This window comes from Streptomyces sp. RK9 (assembly GCF_045070545.1).
Taxonomy (GTDB): Bacteria; Actinomycetota; Actinomycetes; order Streptomycetales; family Streptomycetaceae; genus Streptomyces; species Streptomyces alboflavus.
Genome location: NZ_CP173704.1, coordinates 1,301,316 through 1,324,247, shown reverse-complemented (window position 1 = coordinate 1,324,247; position 22,932 = coordinate 1,301,316). Strand labels below are relative to the sequence as shown.

Genomic DNA, 22,932 nt, shown 5'->3' with positions numbered 1-22,932 from the left:
CTGACGTGGGCGTCCTCGAACGGACGTGGGTAAGTTCCGGTCACTTACGAGCACGTCAGACTACGTGGTCGAAGTTCCCCTGCCCCGTGACCGACGTCACCGCACGTCACAGGGGGGCGGTGGGGTGAGCCCACACGCTCACCCCACCCACCCCCGGTCGCCGCGTCAGGCCACGTGGGCGTCGGCGGCGTCCAGGGCCGCGTCCAAGGCCGCGAGGCCAGCCTTCGCGTCGGGCTCCGAGATGTTGCACGGCGGCACCACGTGCGTACGGTTCATGTTCACGAACGGCCAGAGCCCCTGCGCCTTCGCGGCGGCGGCGAACGCGGCCATGGGGGCGTTGGCGTCCCCGGCGGGGTTGTAGGGCACCAGCGGCTCCCGGGTCTCCCGGTCCCGTACCAGCTCAAGGGCCCAGAACATCCCGAGCCCCCGCACCTCGCCCACGCTCGGGTGCCGCTCGGCCAGCTCCCGGAGCCCGGGCCCGATGACGTCCTCGCCCATCCGGGCGGCGTGCTCGACGACGCCCTCGTCCGCCATGACGTTGATCGTGGCGACGGCGGCCGCGCAGGCCAGCGGGTGCCCGGAGTAGGTGAGCCCACCCGGGTAGGGCCGCTTGGCGAAGGTCTCGGCGATCGCGCCGGAGATGGCGACACCGCCGAGCGGCACGTACCCGGAGTTCACGCCCTTGGCGAAGGTCAGCAGGTCGGGGACGACACCCTCGTAGTGGTCGACGGCGAACCACTTGCCCGTACGCCCGAAGCCCGCCATGACCTCGTCGAGGACCAGCACGATCCCGTACCGGTCGCACAGCTCGCGGACGCCCGCGAGGTAGCCGGGCGGCGGCGGCATGATCCCGGCGGTGCCGGGGACGGTCTCCAGGATGATCGCGGCGATCGTCGCGGGACCCTCGAAGGCGATGGTGTCCTCGAGGTGCTGAAGGGCCCGCTCGCACTCCTGGGCCTCGTTCTCGGAGTGGAACGGCGAGCGGTAGAGGAACGGCGCCCAGAAGCGGACCACGCCCGCGGAGCCGTTGTCGGACGGCCAGCGGCGCGGGTCACCGGTGAGGTTGATCGCGGCGGCGGTGGCGCCGTGGTACGAGCGGTACGCGGAGAGCACCTTCGGGCGGCCCGTGTGCAGACGGGCCATGCGGGTGGCGTTCTCCACGGCCTCGGCGCCGCCGTTGGTGAAGAAGATCTTGTCCAGGTCGCCGGGGGTGCGCTCCGCGATGAGGCGGGCGGCCTCGCTGCGGGCCTCCAGGGCGAAGGCGGGCGCGAACGTCGTCATCGTCGCGGCCTGCTCCTGGATCGCGGCGACGACCTTCGGGTGCTGGTAGCCGATGTTCGTGTAGACGAGTCCGCTGGTGAAGTCGAGGTACCGGTTGCCCTCGTAGTCCCAGAAGTACGAGCCTTCCGCGCCGGCCACGGCGAGCGGGGTGATGAGGTCCTGGGCGGACCAGGAGTGGAACACGTGGGCGCGGTCCGCGGCGGACACGGCTGCGCCGAGCTGCGGGTTTGGCTGAGGGGTCATGGGGCCGAGGGTAGATGTCCACTTCGTGGACGGGACATGGGCGTCCTGTCTGGCGGCTGCCGGGGAACGCGACACTTTGTCGGGCGGGGGCGCCTTCCGGGGCTTGCCCCCCCGTCGTCACGGTGCCGTCGGACTGGGGCGTGCCCCTCCCCCGTCGTGACGGTGCCGTCGGACTGGGGCTGTGCCCACCCGTTCCGCCCTCTGGGCGGCCCAGCTGCCCACAGCGTGGGGGACCCCCGTCGCCCCTGGCGGCCCAGCTGCCCCCAGCGGGAAGCCGTCACGGCCTGGGACGCCACAGCGGGGCGGGGGTAGGAGGGGTGGGTCAGTCGTCGTCCGGTTCGGGGACGGCTCGGGCGTGGGGGACGGACCGGGTGCAGTGGATTTCGTAGGTCAGGTCGGGGTGTGCGTCGTCGTCGTTGGCCTCGGCTTCGAGGTGGGCCGTGGGGGACGGGCCGCGGGTGACGTCGTCGTCTATGTGGTAGCCGTCGGCCGGGCTCCAGGAGAGGAGGTAGACGGTGCCGTCGGGGCGGCACTCCACCGTCGCCGTACCGCCCGTGAAGCGGACCGTCGACCGTTCGACGGCCCGTTCCGTCGGCTCGGCCGGGCGCGAGGGCGAGGCCGACGGGGAGTGCGGCGTGGCCGCCAAGGCCCGCCGCACGGCACCCTCGTCCAGGGGCCTGCTGTGGGCGGCCCCGCCGGCATCCGCGCTGGCCAACTGCCAAGCCCCCAGCGCCCCCGCAGCCGTACCCACCGCCACCCACGCCGCCGTACCCGCGGCACTCCACCACTTGCCCACCCCCACACCCTCCCCCACCGTTCCCTAACGTCCGGTTAAAAGCCCGGTTAAGGTCGCCCCAGGGAACGCGAACCGGCGTGAATCGGCGCCCGATTCCCGGTGAACCCCTGGTTACGGTGGCCGCATGGCCCACCTGCTCGTCGTCGAGGACGACCCCCAGCTGCGCGGCGCCCTCGTGCGTGCCCTGCGCGACAAGGGCCACGCCGTCGCGACCGCGCCCACCGGCATGGCGGGGCTCGACGCGGCCGTGACCCACCGGCCCGACCTCGTCGTCCTCGACCTCGGACTGCCCGACGTGGACGGCGCCCAGGTCCTCCGGATGCTGCGGGCGGTCAGCGACGTACCCGTCATCGTGGCGACCGCCCGCGACGAGGAGCCGGAGATGGTGTCCGTCCTCGGCGCCGGGGCCGACGACTACATCGTGAAGCCGTTCGGCGCCGCGCAGTTGGAGGCCCGGGTGAAGGCGGTCCTTCGGCGGCTCGGCGCCGGTGCGGAGGGCGCGGAGCCGCTGCGGGTCGGCGGGCTCAGCGTCGACGTCGCCGCCCGCGAGGTGCGACTTGACGGGGAGCCGGTCGACCTCACGCCCCGCGAGTTCGACCTGCTCGCCCATCTCGCGCGCCGCGCGGGCCAGGTCGTCTCCCGACGCGAACTCCTCGCCGAGGTCTGGCACCAGCCGCTCGGCGGCGCCGACAAGACGGTGGACGTCCATCTGTCGTGGCTGCGGCGCAAGTTGGGCGAGACGGCGCTCGCGCCGCGCTACCTGCACACGGTGCGCACGGTCGGCGTCAAGCTCAGCGCGCCGGACGAGTCCGCGCCGGACGTGCCCGCGGCGGGTGGGTGCGCGTCGGACGAGTCCGCGCCGAATGGGCCCACGGCGGACGGGCCCGCACCGGATGCGTCCGCCCCGGACAGGCCGTCCTCGGACAGCCCCGCGCCGGACGGACCCGCGCCGGACGGACCCGCCCCGAACGGCCCCCTCTGATGCGGCGCCGCCTCCTCCTGCTCACCGCCGCCACCACCGCCCTCGTCCTCACCGCCCTGCTCGTCCCCCTCACCCTCCTCACCCGCAGCCACGCCGCCGACCGCGCCACCGCCGAGGCCACCGCCCGGGCGCAGTGGGTGGCTCATGCGATCGGGCCCGCGCTCGCCTCGGCCGGGGAGCGGCCGACCGCCGAGCAGACCGTCGCCGGGGTCAACGGGGACGGGCTGCCCCGTACGTCGCTCGTCCTCGGGGACGGGACCGTCGTCGGGCCCGGACACCGCTCCGGCGGCGCCGCCGTCACCGACGCCGTGCGGCTCGCCCGGACCGGGCGGGCCTTCACCTACGAGCCCGCGGGCGGCGGACGTCAGGTCCTGGTGCCCGTGCACGGGGCCGCCGACGGCACCGCCGTCGTCCAGGTCACGCTCACCGAGCGGCAGTTGTACGCCGGTACGCTCACGTCCTGGCTCGTCCTCGCCGGGATCGGGGTGGGGCTCGTGCTGCTCGGGCTGCTGCTCGCCGACCGGCTCGGGGCGCGGCTCGTGGGGGCCACGCGGGGGCTCGCCCGGACCGCGGACCGGCTCGCCGCCGGGGATCTCACGGCTCGGGCCGTGCCGGACGGTCCACCGGAACTGCGGCTTGTCGCCGGGGAGTTGAACCGGCTTGCCGGGCGCATCGACGAACTGCTCCGGGCCGAGCGGGAGAACGCCCGCGAGAACGCGGCCGACCTCGCGCACCGGCTGCGGACCCCGGTCGCCGCGCTGCGCCTCGACGCCGAGTCGCTGCGGGACTCCGGGGAGGCCCGGCGGATCGCCGAGGACGTCGCCGCGCTGGAGCGCAGCGTGGACGACGTGATCCGGCGGGCCCGGCTGCCCCTGCGCGGGGAGGCGTGTGCCGACCTCGCTGCCGTCGCGCGTGAACGTGCGGCGTTCTGGGCGCCGTTGGCCGAGGACCAGAGCCGGGGGCTTCTGGTGGACGTACCGGTACGCGGCGGGGACGAAGCCTCCGGCCCCGCGCTCGTCCCCGTCCCCCCGGACGAACTCTCCGCCGCCCTGGACGCTCTCATCGGGAACGTTCTCGACCACACCCCCCACGGCACCGCCTTCCGGATCGCCGTCGAGGTCACGGGGGACGGGCACGCCCGGGTCACCGTCGCGGACGAGGGGCCCGGGTTTCCCGATGGTTACGAGGAGGCCGCCGCGCGTGGGGCGAGTGGGGGCGGGTCGACCGGGCTCGGGCTCGACATCGCGCGGCGGACCGCCGAGGACGCGGGGGGCGGGTTCGTGATCGCGAGCGGGCCGACCCGGGTGACCCTCAGCTTCCCGCTCGCGGGAACACCGTCCGGACCGCCCGCGCCCAGCGGTTGACGCCGAGGTCGGGGCGGACGGCAGCGAAGCCTCCGCAGTACTTGGTGAACTCGGCGGCGCGCAGGCCGTAGCGGTGCAGGACGCGGTCGGCCTCGGTGAGGCGGCCGCGGGTCTTGGTCTCGACGAGGACGAGGCCGCTGTCGGCGGCGGCGGTGCGGCCCGTGGCCACGTCCCGCACCACGAGCGCCGCGTCGCAGGTCACGCGCTGGCCGTCGGCGACGAAGGTGGCGCGGCGGTAGTCCGTGACGAGGGAGGCGGTGAGTCCGTGCGGGGCCTCGATGCCGTACGAACCCCTCAGCACCCCGGCGAGGAAGCCCCGCCGGGTGGCGTCGAGGGCGTGGTCGGCGCCCTCCATCCGCTGCCGGTGCTTGACGGTCTCGCCGCGCCCGGTCTTCAGCTTGATCTCGAACTGCCGCTCCCCGCTGTCCTGGTAGACCCGCTCGCGGACGCGGTAGCGCAGCCTGCGGCCCTGGCGGTGGTCGTGGTACGTGCGCAGGGCGGGGGTGTCGTAGTACGTGGAGAGGTAGCCGAACGAGCGGCGGCCGCCGATGCTGAGGGCGCGGAACGGGCCGCCCGCGCGGCGCGGGTCGGTGAGCAGCGCCGCGAAGTCCTCGAAGATGTCGACGGGGACGAGATAGCTGTGGTCGTAGCGGGCGAGGAGCTCCGCGCGGACGTTCAGCTCGTCGAGCGAGACGGGGTGCGCGGCGAGTGCGGCACGGCTCAGGGCACGTACGGCGGGTTTCACGCGGCCTCCTTGGCGTACGGCGGGGTCACTCGTACGAACTCCCCATCGTGGGCCATAGGTTCCGGCTGGCGGAAGCGGACTTCCAGCACCATGAGGTCGCGTACGTAGTCGACCTCCTGGACGGTCCAGCCGAGCGGTTCGCCGAGGCGCCGGGCCAGCTCGGCGCGGAGGGCGTCCTCGTGCCGGTACACGGCGTCGAGGGTGACCAGGGCGCGGCGGTCGCGGGCGTACAGGCGCGGGTGGTCGCCGACGTACATCACCAGGAGCAGCACGCCGGAGAGACCTGCGGCCAGTGGCAGGGAGAGCCCGGGCAGGCCGCAGAGAAGGCCGAGGACGAGGGTCGTGAAGTAGTACGCGACCTCCTGGTGGCGTACGGAGTCGGAGCGGAGCCGGACGATCGACAGGACGCCGAAGAGCCCGAACCCGAGCGCGAGCCCGCCCCCGCCGGACGCCTCCGACAGCGCCGCGACGACCGCGAACAGGGCGACGTTCAGGGCGAGGTAGGCGGGGACGAGCTCGCGCCTGCGGTGCCGTGGGCAGAACACGGCGAAGGTCAGGAGCGAGACGGCCACGAGGTCGAGGCCGAGGTGCGCGGAGAGGGTCGGGATGTCCATGGGCCGGACGCTAGGGAGGCGGGGGTTAAGGGGACCGCCGACGGGGGTTAATCCCTCGCGGGTCGATCCACCGCGGGTCGATCCACCGCGGACTGCCCACCCCGGACCACCCCCACCATTGACAGCACACTGTCGAGATGACAGCATCCTTACATCAGCCACCGAGTGGAGGTCACCATGAGCACCACCGCTGTCGTTCACCTCGCCGTCTACGACGCCCTCGCCGACTGGGAGACGGGCTACGCCACCGCCTACCTCGCCCGCGCGGGCCACACGATCCGCACCGTCGCCGCCACCCGCGAGCCCGTCACCACGGTCGGCGGGGTCCGCGTGCAGCCCGATCTGACCCTCGACGAGCTGCGGCCCGAGGACAGCGAGCTGCTGATCCTGCCGGGCGGCGACCTGTGGGACACCGGCGACTCGCTGGCCCCGTTCGCCCGCGCGGCCCGCACGTTCCTGGCCGCGGGCGTGCCCGTGGCCGCGATCTGCGGGGCCACGGCGGGGCTCGCCAGAGAGGGGCTCCTCGACGACCGGGCGCACACCAGCGCGGTGTCGATGTACCTGGACGCGACGGGCTACAAGGGCGCGGACCACTACGTCGAGTCGGACGCCGTCACCGACGGCGACCTGATCACGGCGGGCCCGACGGAGCCGGTCGCGTTCGCCCGCGAGGTGCTCAAGCGGATGGGCGCCTTCGAGGGCGAGAAGCTGGACGCGTGGTACCGCCTCTTCCACGACTCGGACCCGACGGCGTACGAGACACTCGAGTCATGAGCAGCGAGAAGCAGGCCGGCCGGCTCGGGAACGGGGAGCCGGCCGGCGGGGACGGGGAGCCGACTGGCGGAGACGGGTCGCAGGTCGTCAACGTCACCGTCGGCGACGGGGTCCTCGCCCGCCCCGAGCAGGACCTGCTGACCCGCACCGCCCTCGGCGTCTTCCGGCTCAACGGCCAGTTCCTCACCGTCTCCGAGGAGATGGCCCGCCCGGCCGGACTGACGGCCGCCTGGTGGCAGGTGCTCGGCGCGGTCCTGCGCGAACCGCAGCCCGTCGCCGGGATCGCCCGCACCATGGGCATCACCCGCCAGAGCGTGCAGCGCGTGGCCGACCTCCTGGTGCGACAGGGCCTCGCCGAGTACACCCCCAACCCGGCCCACCGCCGCGCCAAACTGCTGCGCCCCACGGACGAGGGCCGCGCCGCCGTCCACCGCATCCAGCCCGCCCACGCGGACCTCGCCACCCGCCTCAAGGAAGCACTCGGCGCCGACGGGTTCGCGCGCACAGCCGATGTGCTGGAACGCCTCTCCGAGGTCCTCGCGGGGCTGGAGGCGGACGTCACGCCCTAGACAGGGCGGAGGCGTCGGACAGCGGCGTCAGCGCCCCCCGGGGCGGGGCGAGGACGCGCTCGCGCACCTGCGGTGTGGCGGTCGTCACGCCCAGCTGGTGTCACGTCGGATGCCGCTCCCGTGTCTCAGTGCGGAAGGCGAGAGAAGGGATCGTGAGGATGAAGACCGTCATCGTGTGCGCGTCCGTGTCGCACGGCAATACACGTCGTATCGCCGACAGCATGGCCCAGGTCCTGGGCGCGAAGGTCGTCTCCCCGGAGGAGGCCGACCCGGCGGAGCTGGCCGCGGCCGACCTGGTGGGATTCGGCTCCGGCGTGTTCTACGGCAGACTCCACTCGCGCCTGACCGACTTCGTCAAGGCGCTTCCCACCGGGCGGGGCCGGGCGTTCGTGTTCGCCACCAGCGGGCTCCCCGAACTGCCGGTGGCGCCGTACACCCGCCCTCTGGTCAAGATCCTCGAAGGCAAGGGATACGAGGTGGACGGGCGCTTCACGTGCCGGGCGCTCGACACCTGGGCCCCGTTCAGGCTCGTCGGCGGGATCAACAAGCAGCGGCCGAACTCCGGGGATGCGGCGGCGGCGCGGGCGTTCGCCCGCAGTCTCACGGATGTGTCACAGATTCCGTCGACCGACTGCGGAAAAGGCGCCCATGTAGTGGGCTTATAGAGGACTCGGGGGCGTCCCATGGACCGTACGGACGGTGCGTAGACTCCTCGGTCTGTCGCACGGCGATGTACGCGAGGTCGCCGCACCGCGGTGGCTGAAAACCAGGGGGAGGACGGCGCCGATGGCCATGGAGAAACTCGGCCCCGGGGATCCGCAGCGGATCGGTGCCTACCGGCTGCTCGCGCGGCTCGGCGCGGGCGGCATGGGGCAGGTGTATCTGGCGCGCTCGGACCGCGGGCGCACCGTCGCGGTCAAGCTGGTGCGGGAGGAGCTGGCCGCGCAGGACGAGTTCCGCGGGCGGTTCCGGCAGGAGGTGGGGGCCGCTCGGCGGGTCGGCGGGGCGTGGACCGCGCCGGTTCTCGACGCGGACACGGAGGCCGACATCCCGTGGGTCGCCACGGGATACGTCGCCGGGCCCTCGCTGCAGGCCGTCGTCTCGCACGACCACGGGCCGCTGCCCGAGCGGTCCGTGAACATCCTCGCCGCCGGGCTCGCCAACGCCCTCAAGGACATCCACGCGGCCGGGCTCATCCACCGCGACCTGAAGCCCTCCAACGTCCTCGTCACCATCGACGGGCCCCGCGTCATCGACTTCGGCATCGCCCGCGCCCTGGAGACCGTCACCGACGGAGGCCTCACCCGCACCGGCGCGCTCGTCGGGTCGCCCGGGTTCATGGCTCCCGAGCAGGTGCGCGGCGACCGCGTCACCGAGGCCTGCGACATCTTCTGCCTCGGGTCCGTCCTCGCCTACGCGGCCACCGGAGCGCTGCCCTTCGGCACCGCCAACAGCGGCGTGCACGCGCTGATGTTCCGCATCGCGCAGGAAGAGCCCGACCTGGAGGCCCTGCCCGAGTCCCTGCGTGATCTTGTGGGGCACTGTCTCTCCAAGGCCCCGGGGGACCGGCCTTCCCTGGACGAGATACTCGCCCGGACCGGTGCCGAGGACACCCTCTCCGAGGGCAAGTCCCTGGAGCCCTGGCTCCCCGGGGCCCTCGTCGCCCAACTCGGGCGGCACGCCGTGCAGTTGCTGGAGATCGAGGAGCCCGAGGGGGCGGCGGCAGCCGGGGGCGCGACCGGGTCCGGTGAGTCCAAGTCCGGTGAGTCCAAGTCCGGGGCTGCGGGAGCGGCTGCGGCAGGTGCGGCCGCGCCCTCCGCCCAAGGCGCCCCCGGCCCCGGCACCCCGCCCGCCACACCCCCGGGCGACCCGTCCGGCCCCGACACCCCACCCCCACCCGGCACCCCCGGCCACGCCCCCGTCAACCACCTCCCCACCATGGTCAGCGGCCTGCCCCCGGCCCCGACGGCCGCGCCGACGCCGACCCCCGGACACACGCCGACCCCCGGGCCCACGCCCACCCACTCCCCCGCGTACGCCTACCCCCACCAGTCCCCCGGCTACGGCTATCCGCACCCGCAGCAGCCCCCGTACGGCGCCACCCCGCCCTACGGCCCCACGCCCCCGTACGGCCTCCCCGCCGGGGAGCCGCAGCGGCGCAGCGGGCGTTCCACCGCGCTGCTCGTCGCCGTGGCGCTGATCGTCGCCCTCGGCGCGGGCGGCACCGTGTACGCGACGATGAAGGGCGACGACGGGGACCCGAAGGCGCGGGGCGGAGGCGACGGGAAGAACCGGCAGAGCAGTGCGCCAAAGACGCCCGGCTCGCCGTCGGAGTCCGACTCAGGGCCTTCCCCCTCGCCGTCCACGTCCGCCGTCTCGGACAAGACGGTGCCGGACAAGTTCATCGGGACCTGGAACGGCACGCTCAGCGGCGACGCCGGGGTCAGCACCCGTCGGCTGACCATCCAGCAGGGCGAGCAGGGCGACACCATCCTGTCCATGACGGCCGACGGGCCGCTGGAGGGCGGCGGCACCTACCACTGCGTGTTCCAGGGCGAGTTGAGGTCCGCGAGCGAGGACCGGCTGACCATCGGCCCGACGCGGGTCACCGTCGGCGGCCCCCCGGCCTGCGACCCCGGCAAGCCGACCGTCGTCACGATCCTGCCGAGCGGCGAACTGCACCGCGTCAACACCGACGGCACCCGCGCCCTGACGTACACCAAGGGCAGCTGACAGCGACGACGACCGGCCGCACGGCAGGCGGCAGCGGCGAACACGACCGGCGGTCAGGGCAACCCGCCCGCACGGCAGGTCAGTTGAACCGGCGGCGAACGTCCGGCGGCGGAAGGGCGAAGTCCCCCGCCCGGGCGTTCCCCGCTCCGGGGGCGCCTCCGTAGCGTGCGGGCGTGGACTGGTTGAGCCCCGAGAATGTCGTCGCTGTTCTGACCGCCGCGCTCGGGCTCCTCGCCACGCTGGGTGCCATCTGGTACGAGCGCCGGGTGCCGCGGCGCAAGCGCATCGGCTACCGCGTGCAGATGGACACCGCCATAGGCGACAACGTCCGCACGGGCGGGGCGAACGCGCGCCTCGGGCTCTTCGACGAGACGCCGGAGATGTCCGACGCCACGCTGGTGCTGCTGCGGGTGGAGAACGACGGCTCACAGTCCATCAGCGACGCCGACTACACCGGGCGGGCCCTGCACGGCCTGACCGCCGTGTTCACCGGGCGGACCGTGCGCGGCCTCGCCGTCACCGCGCAGGCGGGCGCCGACCACCTGATGGAGCACTTCACCCCGGCGGCGGGCCTGCGGTACGACGGCTCGACGCTGCACATCCCGCGCGTCCCGCTGAACCGCGGCCAGCACTACAAGCTCCTCGTCCTGCTCACCGGCGGCGCCGTCGGCTGCGAGATCACCGTGTCCGGCGGCATCCAGGCGGGCGAGGTGAAGCCCAACAGGTCCACCACGCCCGACGACAAGCCACCCCTGTTCAGCCGCCCCGCGAAGATCCTGACCGCCCTGCTCACCGCGTCCGTGGTCACGCTCGCCGCGATGATCCTGGTGGGCGAGGACGACCCGACGCCGATCGAGTGCGCCACGGGCCGGCTGACCGTCGTGGGGTCCACCGCGTTCCGGCCCGTCGCCGAGGAGCTGAAGGAGAAGTACGAGGACGACTGCCCGGGCGCCGACATCAGCGTCAACGCGCACGGCAGCACGGCGGGGATACGCGAACTCGACGCGGAGGGCGCCGAGTCGGCGAAGTCGGCGAAGAAGTCGCCGCCCCTGATCGCCCTGTCCGACGGGCCCAAGTCGGACGGCTATCCGCGGCTGGTCGAGCACCGCGTGGCGGTCTCGGCGTACGCGCTGGTCGTCAACGACGGCGTACGGCTGCGGAATCTGTCCCTGAAGGACGTGCGGCGGCTCTACCGCGGCGAGATCAAGAACTGGGAGCAGCTCGGCGGGCCCGACCAGGAGGTCGTCCTCGTCAGCCGCGGGTCCAGCTCCGGCACCCGCGACACCCTGCAACGCCGCCTGCTCGGCGGCGACTTCGAGATCAAGGCGTCGTCCAACGACTGCGTGCGCAAGGACGACGCCCGCGCACCCGTGATCCGCTGCGAACTCGACTCCACCGAGCAGGTCATCGACGCCGTCGGCCGCATCCCCGGCGCCCTCGGCTACAGCGAGCTGCGCGCCGCCACGAGCCTGAAGGGCCTGCACCGGCTGTCCCTGGACGGCACGGAGCCCTCCACGGACGACCTCGCGGGAAGCGACGGCTACCCGTACCGCGAGATCGAGTACGCCTACACCTACGGACAGCCGCCCGCCGACTCGCTCGCGTCCGGCTTCCTCGCGTACGCGCGCGGCAGCGGCCAGGACGTGATCCGCACCCATGGTCATCTGCCGTGCGCGACACCCGAGGGCCTGCGCGCCTGCTCCGAGCTTCCGGACGAGCCGGACTCCCGGACCAGGCGCGCGGGTCGACCCCTCGACGAACGAGCGGACCGCTAGATGAACGAGTTGATCTCGATCGTCTCGGTGCGGCCCGGGCCCACGCCGATCGCGGAGATCGGGGCGCCGGACATCTCCTCCAGGGCCTTCACATAGCCCTGCGCGTTCTTCGGCAGGTCGGAGAAGGTCTGGGCCTTGGTGATGTCCTCGGACCAGCCCGGCAGCGTCTCGTAGATCGGCTTCGCGTGGTGGAAGTCCGTCTGGTTGTACGGGAGTTCCTCGACGCGCTTGCCGTCGATCTCGTACGCGACGCAGACCGGGATCTGCTCCCAGCCGGTGAGGACGTCCAGCTTGGTGAGGAAGAAGTCCGTCAGGCCGTTCACGCGGGTCGCGTAGCGGGCGATCGGGGCGTCGAACCAGCCGCAGCGGCGGTCGCGTCCGGTGGTGACACCGCGCTCGCCGCCGATGGTGCGCAGCGCCTCGCCGTCCTTGTCGAACAGCTCGGTCGGGAACGGGCCCGCGCCGACACGCGTGGTGTACGCCTTCAGGATGCCGATGACCCGGCTGATCTTCGTCGGGCCCACGCCGGTGCCCGTGCAGGCGCCGCCCGCGGTCGGGTTCGACGAGGTGACGAAGGGGTACGTGCCGTGGTCCACGTCCAGGAGCGTGCCCTGGCCGCCCTCGAACAGGACGACCTTGTCCTCGTCGAGCGCGTTGTTGAGGATCAGCGTGGTGTCGGCGACGTACTGCTTGATGTTCTCGCCGTGCTCCAGGAGCTGGTCGACGATCTGCTCGGCCTCGATGGCGCGGCGGTTGAACACCTTCGTCAGGAGCTGGTTCTTCTGCTCCAGGGCCGCTTCGACCTTCTGCTTCAGGATCGACTCGTCGTAGAGGTCCTGGACGCGGATGCCGGTGCGGTTGATCTTGTCGGCGTACGTCGGGCCGATGCCGCGCCCGGTCGTACCGATCTTCCGCTTGCCGAGGAAGCGCTCACCGACCTTGTCGACCGTCACGTTGTACGGCGTGATGATGTGCGCGTTACCGCTGATCAGCAGCTTCGACGTGTCGACGCCGCGCTCGTTCAGACCGCTCAGCTCGGAGAGCAGGACCGACGGGTCGACGACGACTCCGTTGCCGATGACCGGGACACAGTCCGGCGAGAGGATCCCGGAAGGGAGGAGATGCAGCGCGTACTTCTGGTCGCCTACGACAACCGTGTGGCCGGCGTTGTTGCCGCCCTGGTAACGCACTACATAGTCCACGGAGCCACCGAGCAGGTCGGTGGCCTTTCCCTTGCCTTCGTCACCCCACTGAGCACCGAGCAGCACGAGTGCGGGCACAGGCGTACACCCCTTCCGGGCGGGGCATGTCCAAGGTCAGGGGCCACAGCGACAGGCCGTCGGCCGTCGATGTGGGTGTGCCTTGGTTGCCCCGGAATAGACGAAGCCCCTGGCGCAATAGCGCAAGGGGCTCTTGCACAAAGATGCTACCCGAGACCTAAAGAAAGGGCGCACGTGTCGGCTCGCGACCAGCTTCTGGTGGTCATCGACCCGGTCGCCCGGCGCACGGACGGGGAGTCCGTGCGCATCGCCAAGGACGTGCTTGGCGCGGGCGCGGGCGTCAGGGTGTGCCTGCCTGAAAGCCCCGAGGAATTCACGAAAGCGCTGGTCAGACGGGGGACACGGCGGCCCGTGGTGGTGGGCGACGATGCCGCGCTGCTGCGTGCGGTCGGGGTGCTGCACCGGGAGCGGGCGCTCGCGTCCGCCGTTCTCTCCGTCGTGCCCGTCGGCTCCGCCGCGTCCGCCGTCCGGCTCGCCCGGGGGCTCGGCGTGCCCGCCGGGGCGGTCGCGGCGGCGCGGGCCGTCCTGGAGGGCGCGCCCCGGCGGCTCGATCTGCTCGTGGACGACCGGGACGGGGTGGTCCTCGGGGATGTGCTGATCCCGCCCGTGGGGGCGGTGGGGACCGGGCTCTCCGGCGCCGGTGGCGCTGGGGACGCCGGGGGCGGGGAGCGGCATCCGTGGCTGCGGACCTGTCAGTCGCTCGTGCGGACGCTGGCCGTGCGGCCCTCGCGGGTGGTGCCCGGCGGGCCCTCGCGGCTGCGGGTCGAGGCGGACGGGGTGACCCTCGTGGACCTCGACCAGCCCGTCGAGGGCGTGTCCGTGCGGCCCGGTGGCGCGGGGTTCGCGCGGGTCGAGGTGCATCCGGCGTCGGTCGGGGCGGAGGTGGCGCCGGTGCGGGCGCGGGCCCGGTCGGTGACGGTGTCGGGGCCGGACTTCCGGTACCGGGCGGACGCGGTGGTCACGGGTCCGGTGCGGAGCCGGACGTGGCACGTGCGGGCGCAGGCCTGGGGGCTCGTGCTGCCTCGGTGAGGCGCCGCCGACGCGCGGGTCAGCGGGGCTGCGGGCCGAAGAGGGTCTCCCGGTGGGCGCGCCAGCGGGTCATCATGCCCGCCAGTTCCACCTGGACGAACTCGAAGAAGGCGAGGGTCTCCTCCAGGCGGTGGCCCGCCGGGGAGTCGGGGCCGAGGCTCGCGATGCCGTCGCGCAGGGAGGTCTCCCAGCGCTTGAGGACGGAGTCCCGGTTGGTCAGCGCCTCGTACCACTGGTCGCTGTGCACCCGGAAGATGTCGCGCCGCGAACCGGGCTCCCGCTCGCGCGCGACCATGTACTGCTGGCTGAGATAGCGCACCGCCCCCGACACCGCCGCCGGGCTCACATGCAGCCGCTCCCCCAGCTCGGCCGCCGTGAGCGAGCCGGACTCGGAGGCGAGCAGCGCGGCGAAGACCCGGGCGGGCATGCGCGGCATCCCGGCCCAGATCAGCTGCGCGGCGAACTGCTCGGTGAACCGGGATGCGGCCGCCAGGTCCTCCGTACGCCCCGCCGCCGTGTCCTTCTCGTCCGTGCTCATCCCTGGATCATCTCCCTTGCTCGCCCCGGCCCACCCAAGTTTATACAGTTCCTTAACTTCACAAATTTGTGAAAGCAGCGTACTTTCAAAAACATGACGAAGGCAATCACCGTCTCCGGGCTGCACAAGTCGTTCGGCCGGACACGCGCACTGGACGGCCTCGACCTCGACGTCGAGCGCGGCGAGGTCCACGGCTTCCTCGGACCCAACGGGGCCGGCAAGTCCACCGCCATCCGCGTCCTGCTCGGCCTCCTTCGCGCCGACTCCGGCGCCGCGCAACTCCTCGGCAAGGACCCCTGGCACGACGCCGTCGAACTGCACCGGCGCCTCGCGTACGTGCCGGGCGACGTCACCCTGTGGCGGAACCTCTCCGGCGGCGAGGTCATCGATCTGTACGGCAGGCTGCGGGGCGGCCTGGACAAGGAGCGGCGGGCCGAGCTGACCGAGCGGTTCGAGCTCGACCCGACGAAGAAGGGCCGCGCCTACTCCAAGGGCAACCGTCAGAAGGTCGCCCTGGTCGCCGCGTTCGCGTCGGACGTCGAGCTGCTGATCCTCGACGAGCCGACGTCCGGCCTCGACCCGCTGATGGAGGAGGTCTTCCAGAGCTGTGTGGTCCGTGCGCGCGCGGAGGGCCGCACGGTCCTGCTGTCCTCGCACATCCTCAGCGAGGTGGAGACCCTCTGCGACCGGGTCAGCATCATCCGCAAGGGCAGCACGGTGGAGTCCGGCTCCCTCGCCGACATGCGCCACCTCACCCGCACCAGCGTCCGCGCAGAGCTGGCCACGGCCCCCGACGGGATCGCCCACCTGCCGGGCGTGCACGACCTGGAGGTCGAAGGACACCGCGTCGCCCTCCAGGTCGACACCGACAAGCTGGACGCCGTCCTGCGCGCCCTCACCGACTCCGGCATCCGGTCCCTGACCAGCACTCCGCCCACCCTGGAAGAGCTGTTCATGCGGCACTACCAGGACGACGTGGACCCGGCGGGCGCCGGGCGCGGGAGCACGGAGGCGATGGCGCGATGACCGCCGTGACCACCGCGCCGCCCACGACCCCCGCGCGCCGCACCGGCGGCCGGGGCCACCTCGCGGGCACGGGCCCGCTGCTGCGCCTCGCGCTGCGCCGCGACCGCGTCGTCGTCCCGGTCTGGCTCGCCGTCATCGCGATGATGGTCCTGAGCATGCCGAACACCCTCAAGGAGGTGTACGGCACGGCGGCCCAGCGCGCCGACCTGATGGACTCCCTCGCCACCAACGCCTCCCTGCGCGCCCTCTACGGCCCGGTGTTCGACCAGTCCTTCGGCGGGCTCACGGCCTGGCGGGTCGGCACCTTCGCCGGGGTGTTCGCCGCCGTGATGAGCCTCGTCATCGTCGTACGGCACACACGCGAGGAGGAGGAGACCGGGCGCCAGGAGATGATCTCCTCGGCCATGGTCGGGCGCCGCGCGCCGCTGACGTCGGCGCTGCTCACGGCGCTCGTCGCCAACGCGCTCCTCGGCCTGCTCGTCACCGCCGGGCTCGCGGGCGAGGGCGGCGCGGGGGCGCTCGCGCTGGGGCTCGGCATCGCCTGCGTGGGCATGGTGTTCGCCACGATGGCGGCGATGGTCGCCCAGTTCACGGAGAGCGCCCGGCTCGCCAAGGGCCTCACGTCGGCGCTGCTCGGCGCGGCGTTCGTCCTGCGCGCGGCGGGCGACTCGGCGACGGCCGACGGCTCCTCGCTGCTCACCTGGCTGTCGCCGGTCGGCTGGCTGGAGAACATGCGCGCCTTCGGCGCCGAGCGGTGGTGGGTACTGCTGCTCTTCGCGGGCGCCGTCGCCGTCCAGACCATCGGGGCGTACGAACTCGCCGGGCGCCGCGACGTCGGCATGAGCTTCCTGCCGTCCCACCCAGGACCCGCGCACGGCCGCCTCGGCACGGCGGGCGCCCTGGCCTGGCGGCTGCAACGCGGCGCCGTCGTCGGCTGGAGCCTCGGCTTCCTCGCCGCCGGAGTCGTCTTCGGCGGCATGACGGAGGGCGCCACCGACCTGGTCGGCGACAACGAGAACACCCGCGAGATCTTCGAGCGCATGGGCGGCCAGACCGGCCTCACCGACGCCTTCCTCGCCGCGATCGTCGGCATCATCGGCATGGTCGGCGCGCTCTACGCCGTCGCCTCGGTCCTGCGGCTGCACGCCGAGGAGACCTCGCAGCGCGCCGAGCCGGTCCTCGCGAACGCCGTGGGCAGGCTGCGCTGGGCCGCGGGCCACCTCGTCATCGCCTTCGCGGGCGCCGCGCTGATCATGCTGCTCGCGGCCTGCGGACTCGGCATCGGGTACGGACAGGACTTCGGGCCGATCGTCGGCGCCTGCCTGGTCCAGCTCCCCGCGATCTGGCTGATCGGCTCCCTCGCGGTGCTCCTTCACGGCGTCTCGCCCCAACTGGCCGTCGGCGCCTGGGGCGCGGCCGGCCTGGCCCTGCTCATCGGCTGGATCGGCCCCGCACTCGACGTACCGCAGCCGATCATGAACCTGTCGCCGTTCTCGCACCTGCCGAAGCTCCCGGGGCAGGACATGGCGTGGACCCCGGTGCTGCTGCTCACGGCGGCCGCGGTGGTCTTCACGGCGGCCGGGCTCGCGGGGCTGCGCAGGCGGGACCTGGCGACGGGCTGAGCGCGCCCCCGGTCACCTGGTCCCTCAGCACGCGACGAGCAGCTCCTCGAGGCCCCGGATCACGAAGCCCGGCTTGCGCACGGGCTCCGCGGCGAGCCGCAGGTCCGGGGCCCGGCGCAGCAACGCCCGCAGCGAGGCCGCCAGTTCGATGCGGGCGAGGGGCGCGCCGACGCAGTAGTGGATGCCCGCGCTGAAGGAGATGTGCGGGTTGTCGGCGCGGGCCAGGTCCAGGGTGTCGGGGGCGGTGAAGGCGTCCGGGTCCCGGTTCGCGGAGCCGAAGAGCAGCGCGACCTCGCTGCCGCGCGGGATCCGGGTGCCGCCGACCTCGATGTCGTCGAGCACCCACCGCTCGAAGAGCTGGAGCGGGGTGTCGTGGCGCAGCAACTCCTCGACGGCGGTGGGCAGCAGCTCCTCGGGGGCGGCGCGCAGGGCGGCGAGCTGGTCCGGGTGCCGGAAGAGAACGTGCCACCCGTTCGCCGTGGAGTTGACGGTGGCCTCGTGGCCCGCGTTCAGGAGCAGCACACAGGTCGAGATCATCTCCTGCTCGCTCAGCCGCTCGCCCTCGTCGTGCGCGGCGATGAGGGCGCTGATGAGATCGTCCCCGGGCTCCTTGCGGCGCGCGGTGATCAACTCCCTCAGGTACGCCGAGAACTCCACCGACGCGTGCACGGCCCGAGCGGCCGTCTCCGCCCCCGGATTCAGCTCGTACATCCCGCAGATGTCCGCCGACCACGGCCGCAGCGGCCCCCGGTCCGCCTCCGGGATGCCCAGCATCTCGGCGATCACCGCGACGGGCAGCGGCTCGGCGACCCGCGCCACCAGGTCCCCGCCCCCGTCCGCCACGAGCCCCCGCACCAGGTCGTCGGCGAGCCCCTCGACGTACGGCCGGAGCCGCTCGACCGTACGCGGCGTGAACGCCTTCGCCACCAGGCGGCGGACACGGGTGTGCGCCGGGGCCTCCAGGTCGAGCATGCCGTGGTCGTTGAGGACGTGGAACGGCGCGTGCTCGGGCGGCGGGGCCTGGCGGCCGAACTCCTCGTGGCTGAACCGGTGCAGGTACGTGCGGCCCAGGCGGCGGTCGCGCAGCAGGGCCGAGACGTCCGCGTGGTGCGGGATCAGGTACTGGCGGCTGGGTTCGTAGTAGTGCGCGCGGCCCCCGGCGCGGAGGGCGGCGTAGGCGGGGTAGGGATCCGCCACGAACTCGGGCGACCAGGGGTCGAAGGGGGCGTCCATGCACGGACGCTAGCCCCGCGCACCCGGCCTGACCAGCCCCCGCCCAGCCCTCGGCCCTTCACCCCTCGCAGCCCTCGCGCCCCTCTCAGCCCGGCGTGACGAGCCGCGCCTCGTACGCGAACACCGCCGCCTGGGTGCGGTCGCGCAGGCCGAGCTTCACCAGGACCCGGCTGACATGCGTCTTGATCGTGGACTCGGCGACGACGAGACGGGCGGCGATCTCCCCGTTCGACAGGCCCTGCGCGATGAGCACCAGGACCTCCGTCTCGCGTTCGGTCAGCTCGCCGTACTGCGCCTGAGCCTGCGCGGACGCCGCGAGCCGCGGGTTGTCCGACAGCTTCGAGAACTCCGTGATCAGGCGGCGCGTCACGCTCGGCGCGAGCAGGGCCTCGCCGGAGGCCACCACCCGTACACCGTCGGCGAGTTGGCGGGCGGAGGCGTCCTTGAGCAGGAAGCCGGACGCGCCCGCGCGCAGCGCCTGGTACACGTACTCGTCCAGGTCGAACGTCGTCAGGACGAGGACCTTCGTCTCGACCCGGGCGTCCGCGACGATCTCGCGGGTCGCCTCGATGCCGTTCAGCTCCGGCATGCGGATGTCCATCAGGACGACGTCCGGGGCGAGTTCACGCACGCGCTCGACGGCCTCGCGCCCGTTCACCGCCTCGCCGACGACCTCGATGTCCGGCATCGCGTTCAACAGCACGGAGAAGCCCTCGCGGACCATCATCTGGTCGTCGGCGATCAGGACGCGGATGGTGCGGTTCATCAGGCGTGACCTCCGGCGGGCTTGTCGAGGGAGAGGGTGCGGGTGGAATCGGGGGAGGCAGGCCCGGCCGGGGCGGCGGACGGCCCCGGGGCGCCCCCGGTGTCCGCGGCCTTCGGGACACCGCCCGCGTCGGCGGCCCTCGGGGCACCCCCCGCGTCGGCGGCCCTCGGGGCGTCCACCGGCACCGGCAGGAACACCGTCACCTCGTACCCCCCGTCCGCCGTCGGCTCCGCCGTCATGTCGCCGTCCAGCATCGACACCCGCTCCCGCATCCCCGTGATGCCGTGCCCGGCGCCCGGCGAGGGCTTCACCAGCTCCGTCGGCGGCCCGTTGACGACCCGCAGGCCCAGCCCGCCGAGGACGTAGCCGATCTCCACCCGGGCCGTCGCGCCCGGCGCGTGCCGCAGGCTGTTGCTCAGCGCCTCCTGCACGATGCGGTACGCCGACAGCTCCACGCCCTGCGGCAGCTCGCGGGCCGCGCCGGTGACGACCTTCTCCACGGCGAGGCCGGTGCCGCGCACGTTGTCGAGCAGCCGGTCGATGTCGGCGAGGGTGGGCTGCGGGGCGTCCGGGGCCTCGTAGTCCTCCGCCCGGACCACGCCGAGGACGCGGCGCAGCTCGGTCAGGGCGATCACCGCGTTCTCGCGGATCGTCGCGAAGGCCTGCTCCAGCTCCGGCGGCGGGTTCTCCACCCGGTACGGGGCGGCCTCCGCCTGGATCGCGACCACCGACATGTGGTGGGCGACCACGTCGTGCAGCTCCCGGGCGATGTTCGTACGCTCCTCGAGGAGCGTGCGCCGGTCCCGCTCCACCGCCGTGACGGTGCGCTCCGCCACGACCTCGCGGCGGGTGTGGGAGTTCACGGCGATCAGGCTGACCAGGGCGACCGCGACGCCGCTGACCACGGCGAGCGCGCCGCTGTTGGAGGCGTAGTGCGAGCCGCCGGCGTCCGCGACGAACGAGTACACCGTCGTGAGGATCCACATCCAGGCCGCCGTGCGGGGGCGGGTGCGGGCCGCGACCACCATCATCACCATCGTGTGGCCCGCGAAGGAGCCCGGCGACCAGGGGTAGTCGACGCCGCCGCCCACGGCCACGAGGAACGGGGTCACCGCCAGGGACAGCCACCACGCCAGGAGCGGGCGCACCAGCGTCAGGGCCACCGTGGCCGCCGGGACCAGTGACGCGAGGACCTCGATCAGGCCGTTGCCGCCGTAGCCGCCGGACATCCCCGCGTACGTGATCATCACCGTGAGCGCGGCCATCGCCAGGACCACGCCGTGCGGGAACCACACGGCGAGCCTGCGTATCCGCCCCGGCAGCCACTGCACCGGCGCGGCGTCCGGGCTCAGCGGGGGCAGGGGGCGGTAGGCGAAGGCGTCGTGGAAGAGGTCCGTGCGCAGGCCCTGGAGGGCGTTCTGCGCGAGGTGGAACTCCGGGCTGCGCGTTTTCTCGGTCACGCGTTAGACGGTACGGGGCGGGGGGACGGCGCCGCGTCCCCTCCGGGACGGGTTCGCGGGGGTCCGTCCCAGGTACTACGTGCCGAGGGCCGAGCCCCTGCCGGGAGCTCCCCAACCCTCGTCCCAGGCACTACATGCCGAGGGCCGAGCCCTGCCGGAAGCTCCCCAACCCTCGTCCCAGGCACTACATGCCGAGGGCCGAGCCCTGCCGGAAGCTCCCCAACCCTCGTCCCAGGCACTACATGCCGAGGGCCGAGCCCCTGCCGGAAGCTCCCCAACCCCACCCCTTCCCGAAACCGTGGCCCCGCCCCTGGCCCCCGGGGGCGGGTCTCCCCTCCAGCCAGCACAGCTCCCGCCCGGGGGGGGTGGGTCTCCCCTCCAGCCAGCACAGCTCCCGCCCGGGGGCGGGTCTCCCCTCCAGGCAAGACAGCTCCCGCCGATCGGCCTTCGGCCTCGTCCTCAAACGCCGGACGGGCTTTCTCCCACCCACCCGCCCCCGCCATTGCTTCGGCAAGGGTGGGTCGCACTGCCTGCCCGGTGCGCCTCCCGCCCACCCCGGCTGAATCTCAGCCCGTCCGGCGCTTGAGGACGAGGCGCGCAGCGCCGATACGGGGGCGACCCTCGCGGGGCTGAAGGTGCCGGGCTGCCGGGCAGGCCGGTGCAAGTTCGGGCGGGTGGGTGGGAGAGAGCCCGTCCGGCGATTGAGGACGAGGCGCGCAGCGCCGCATCGGCGGTGACCCCGGCGGGGGTGGGGGTGCCGGGCCGTTGGGCAGGACGGTGCAAGTTCGGGCGGGTGGGTGGGAGAGAGCCTGTCCGGCGATTGAGGACGAGGCGCGGAGCGCCGCATCGGGGGTGCCCCCGGCAGGGCTGAGGGTGCCGGGCCGTTGGGCAGGACGGTGCAAGTTCGGGCGGGTGGGTGGGAGAGAGCCCGTCCGGCGATTGAGGACGAGGCGCGGAGCGCCGCATCGGGGGTGACCCCGGCAGGGCTGAGGGTGCCGCCGGCGGGCAGGCGGTGGGACGGGGGGACGCCGGTCAGAAGGCCAGCTGGGCGATTTCTTCTGCGACGACCGCGCACGCGTCGGCCGCCGGATCGATCAGGGGAAAGTGACCGACGTCCTCAAGAAGCGTCAAGCCGACCACCTCTCCGGCCTTGGCCGCCGCATCCGCGTACGCCTCGGACACGGCCTGCGGCACGACGATGTCGGTACGCCCCTGCACGACGGCGGTAGCGATCCCGGTCGGCAGCAACACCGCCGGATCAGCCTGGGCAAGCCGCTCCTCGAACAGCACCTCGGCGTCATCCACGCCGGAACCGACCGCACCAGAACCCATCGGACCAGCCCCAGCCCCAGCCCCACCCAAGAACTGCCGCACCGCCCCCGAACACACCCCCAGCTCATCCGCCACCCGCAAATCCCCGATAGGCGCCAGCGCCACCACCCCCCGCAACGGAGCAGGCCGCGCCAAGTGCCACGGCGAGCTCTCCGGCAGGACATGCCGCGCGGCCGCCCACAACGCGAGATGCCCCCCGGCCGAGTGCCCGGTCAGCACGACCCGGTGCGGGTCGGCCACGGGCAGGGCCGCCCGGACGAGCCCGGGCAACGCGTCGAGCGCGGCGGCCACGTCGTCGAGGGTGTCGGGCCACCGCCCGGCGAGGGGCCCGGCACCGCCCTGCGCCGGCACAAGCCCTCCCGAAGCCCCCCGCCGATACTCGACGTTCGCCACGGCGAACCCCCGCCGGGCCAGGAAGTCCGCGAACGGTGACACGTGCGCGCGGTCGTACGGAGCCCGCCACGCACCCCCGTGCAGCACCACGACGAGCGGAGCGCCCCGATCGGCGGCGCCGCGCGGGGCGTAGAAGTCGATGACCTGGTCCGCGTGCGCCCCGTACGCGGCGGTGGCGTCGGGCGGGACCGCGGGATGCGCGAACGCGGAGTCCTGCTCGGCGGCATCGCGGGCCACGGCGGCGTCGTCCGGCATACGGCAACCCTCTCAAACTCGGCCACTGGCCGCCCCTCGACCACCGCCGGCAACTGTCCGGCGGCCGACGGGCGTTCGTACCATGATCCAGATTTGCCGGACGGTATCAGGATCCGGCCGAC

19 protein-coding genes and 1 pseudogene are annotated in these 22,932 nt (G+C 73.4%); 10 read left to right on the top strand and 10 right to left on the bottom strand.

All coding sequences use genetic code 11. From position 1 onward, the window contains the following. Nucleotides 1-165: 165 nt before the first annotated feature. Together AB6L24_RS26090 and AB6L24_RS26085 are read right to left on the bottom strand one after the other, a co-directional pair. Entirely contained in the window at nucleotides 166-1,524 is a 1,359-nt protein-coding gene (locus tag AB6L24_RS26090; protein ID WP_380842562.1) for an aspartate aminotransferase family protein, read from the bottom strand. 322 nt (nucleotides 1,525-1,846) lie between these two features. After that, a complete protein-coding gene (locus AB6L24_RS26085; protein ID WP_405659036.1) occupies nucleotides 1,847-2,281 on the bottom strand; it encodes a hypothetical protein in 435 nt (144 codons plus the stop codon). Between the two features lie 163 nt (nucleotides 2,282-2,444). Between AB6L24_RS26085 and AB6L24_RS26080 the strand changes: the two are divergent. After that, nucleotides 2,445-3,134 (top strand): annotated as a pseudogene (locus AB6L24_RS26080) (response regulator transcription factor); the annotation flags it as partial. A 167-nt stretch (nucleotides 3,135-3,301) separates the two neighbouring features. Beyond that, nucleotides 3,302-4,666, top strand: coding sequence for a sensor histidine kinase (locus AB6L24_RS26075; RefSeq protein WP_405659034.1), 1,365 nt, complete (start codon nucleotides 3,302-3,304; stop codon nucleotides 4,664-4,666). On the opposite strand, the gene AB6L24_RS26070 is transcribed toward AB6L24_RS26075, so the two are convergent. After that, complete coding sequence (locus AB6L24_RS26070; RefSeq protein WP_405659032.1) at nucleotides 4,614-5,411, bottom strand: VTC domain-containing protein; 798 nt, start codon at nucleotides 5,409-5,411, stop codon at nucleotides 4,614-4,616. The genes AB6L24_RS26075 and AB6L24_RS26070 overlap by 53 nt on opposite strands. Then, nucleotides 5,408-6,025 (bottom strand): DUF4956 domain-containing protein, encoded by a 618-nt coding sequence (locus AB6L24_RS26065; protein WP_051811654.1) that lies wholly within the window; start codon nucleotides 6,023-6,025, stop codon nucleotides 5,408-5,410. The genes AB6L24_RS26070 and AB6L24_RS26065 overlap by 4 nt, the downstream gene beginning before the upstream one ends. Nucleotides 6,026-6,202: 177 nt before the next feature. Between AB6L24_RS26065 and AB6L24_RS26060 the strand changes: the two genes are divergently transcribed. The 5 genes from AB6L24_RS26060 to AB6L24_RS26040 all read left to right on the top strand — a co-directional run bounded on the left by AB6L24_RS26060 (nucleotide 6,203) and on the right by AB6L24_RS26040 (nucleotide 11,876). Next, a complete protein-coding gene (locus AB6L24_RS26060; protein WP_405659030.1) occupies nucleotides 6,203-6,799 on the top strand; it encodes a DJ-1/PfpI family protein in 597 nt (198 codons plus the stop codon). A 134-nt stretch (nucleotides 6,800-6,933) separates the two neighbouring features. Beyond that, entirely contained in the window at nucleotides 6,934-7,368 is a 435-nt protein-coding gene (locus tag AB6L24_RS26055; protein WP_405663334.1) for a MarR family winged helix-turn-helix transcriptional regulator, read from the top strand. Between the two features lie 158 nt (nucleotides 7,369-7,526). Beyond that, the gene (locus AB6L24_RS26050; protein WP_405659028.1) at nucleotides 7,527-8,033 is read left to right on the top strand and encodes a flavodoxin family protein; all 507 of its coding nucleotides are present in this window, start codon (nucleotides 7,527-7,529) and stop codon (nucleotides 8,031-8,033) included. Between the two features lie 127 nt (nucleotides 8,034-8,160). Then, complete coding sequence (locus AB6L24_RS26045) at nucleotides 8,161-10,101, top strand: serine/threonine-protein kinase (RefSeq protein ID WP_405663333.1); 1,941 nt, start codon at nucleotides 8,161-8,163, stop codon at nucleotides 10,099-10,101. A gap of 173 nt (nucleotides 10,102-10,274) precedes the next feature. Beyond that, nucleotides 10,275-11,876 carry a substrate-binding domain-containing protein gene (locus AB6L24_RS26040; RefSeq protein ID WP_405659026.1) on the top strand — a complete coding sequence of 534 codons (1,602 nt, stop codon included), beginning with the start codon at nucleotides 10,275-10,277 and terminating at the stop codon, nucleotides 11,874-11,876. Here the strand turns inward: AB6L24_RS26040 and AB6L24_RS26035 are convergent. Continuing rightward, on the bottom strand, nucleotides 11,873-13,156 hold the full coding sequence (locus tag AB6L24_RS26035) for an adenylosuccinate synthase (protein WP_380842583.1): 1,284 nt from the start codon (nucleotides 13,154-13,156) through the stop codon (nucleotides 11,873-11,875). The genes AB6L24_RS26040 and AB6L24_RS26035 overlap by 4 nt on opposite strands. A 174-nt stretch (nucleotides 13,157-13,330) precedes the next feature. Between AB6L24_RS26035 and AB6L24_RS26030 the strand changes: the two genes are divergently transcribed. Further along, nucleotides 13,331-14,185: a diacylglycerol kinase gene (locus AB6L24_RS26030; RefSeq protein WP_405659023.1), complete on the top strand. Its 855-nt coding sequence runs from the start codon at nucleotides 13,331-13,333 to the stop codon at nucleotides 14,183-14,185. Nucleotides 14,186-14,204: 19 nt separating this feature from the next. On the opposite strand, the gene AB6L24_RS26025 is transcribed toward AB6L24_RS26030, so the two are convergent. Beyond that, nucleotides 14,205-14,723: a GbsR/MarR family transcriptional regulator gene (locus tag AB6L24_RS26025; protein ID WP_405659021.1), complete on the bottom strand. Its 519-nt coding sequence runs from the start codon at nucleotides 14,721-14,723 to the stop codon at nucleotides 14,205-14,207. 93 nt (nucleotides 14,724-14,816) lie between these two features. Between AB6L24_RS26025 and AB6L24_RS26020 the strand changes: the two genes are divergently transcribed. Beyond that, a complete protein-coding gene (locus tag AB6L24_RS26020; protein ID WP_405659018.1) occupies nucleotides 14,817-15,749 on the top strand; it encodes an ATP-binding cassette domain-containing protein in 933 nt (310 codons plus the stop codon). After that, nucleotides 15,746-17,371: an ABC transporter permease gene (locus AB6L24_RS26015; protein WP_405659015.1), complete on the top strand. Its 1,626-nt coding sequence runs from the start codon at nucleotides 15,746-15,748 to the stop codon at nucleotides 17,369-17,371. Before AB6L24_RS26020 ends, AB6L24_RS26015 begins: the two co-directional genes overlap by 4 nt. A 24-nt stretch (nucleotides 17,372-17,395) precedes the next feature. Here AB6L24_RS26015 and AB6L24_RS26010 read toward each other — a convergent pair whose 3' ends face one another. The 4 genes from AB6L24_RS26010 to AB6L24_RS25995 all read right to left on the bottom strand — a co-directional run bounded on the left by AB6L24_RS26010 (nucleotide 17,396) and on the right by AB6L24_RS25995 (nucleotide 22,810). Continuing rightward, nucleotides 17,396-18,604, bottom strand: coding sequence for a cytochrome P450 (locus AB6L24_RS26010; protein ID WP_405659013.1), 1,209 nt, complete (start codon nucleotides 18,602-18,604; stop codon nucleotides 17,396-17,398). Between the two features lie 85 nt (nucleotides 18,605-18,689). Next, nucleotides 18,690-19,370: a response regulator transcription factor gene (locus AB6L24_RS26005; protein ID WP_030363193.1), complete on the bottom strand. Its 681-nt coding sequence runs from the start codon at nucleotides 19,368-19,370 to the stop codon at nucleotides 18,690-18,692. Then, complete coding sequence (locus AB6L24_RS26000; RefSeq protein WP_405659011.1) at nucleotides 19,370-20,830, bottom strand: sensor histidine kinase; 1,461 nt, start codon at nucleotides 20,828-20,830, stop codon at nucleotides 19,370-19,372. The genes AB6L24_RS26005 and AB6L24_RS26000 overlap by 1 nt, the downstream gene beginning before the upstream one ends. A gap of 1,032 nt (nucleotides 20,831-21,862) precedes the next feature. Further along, entirely contained in the window at nucleotides 21,863-22,810 is a 948-nt protein-coding gene (locus AB6L24_RS25995; RefSeq protein ID WP_405659009.1) for an alpha/beta hydrolase, read from the bottom strand. Nucleotides 22,811-22,932: the final 122 nt, after the last annotated feature.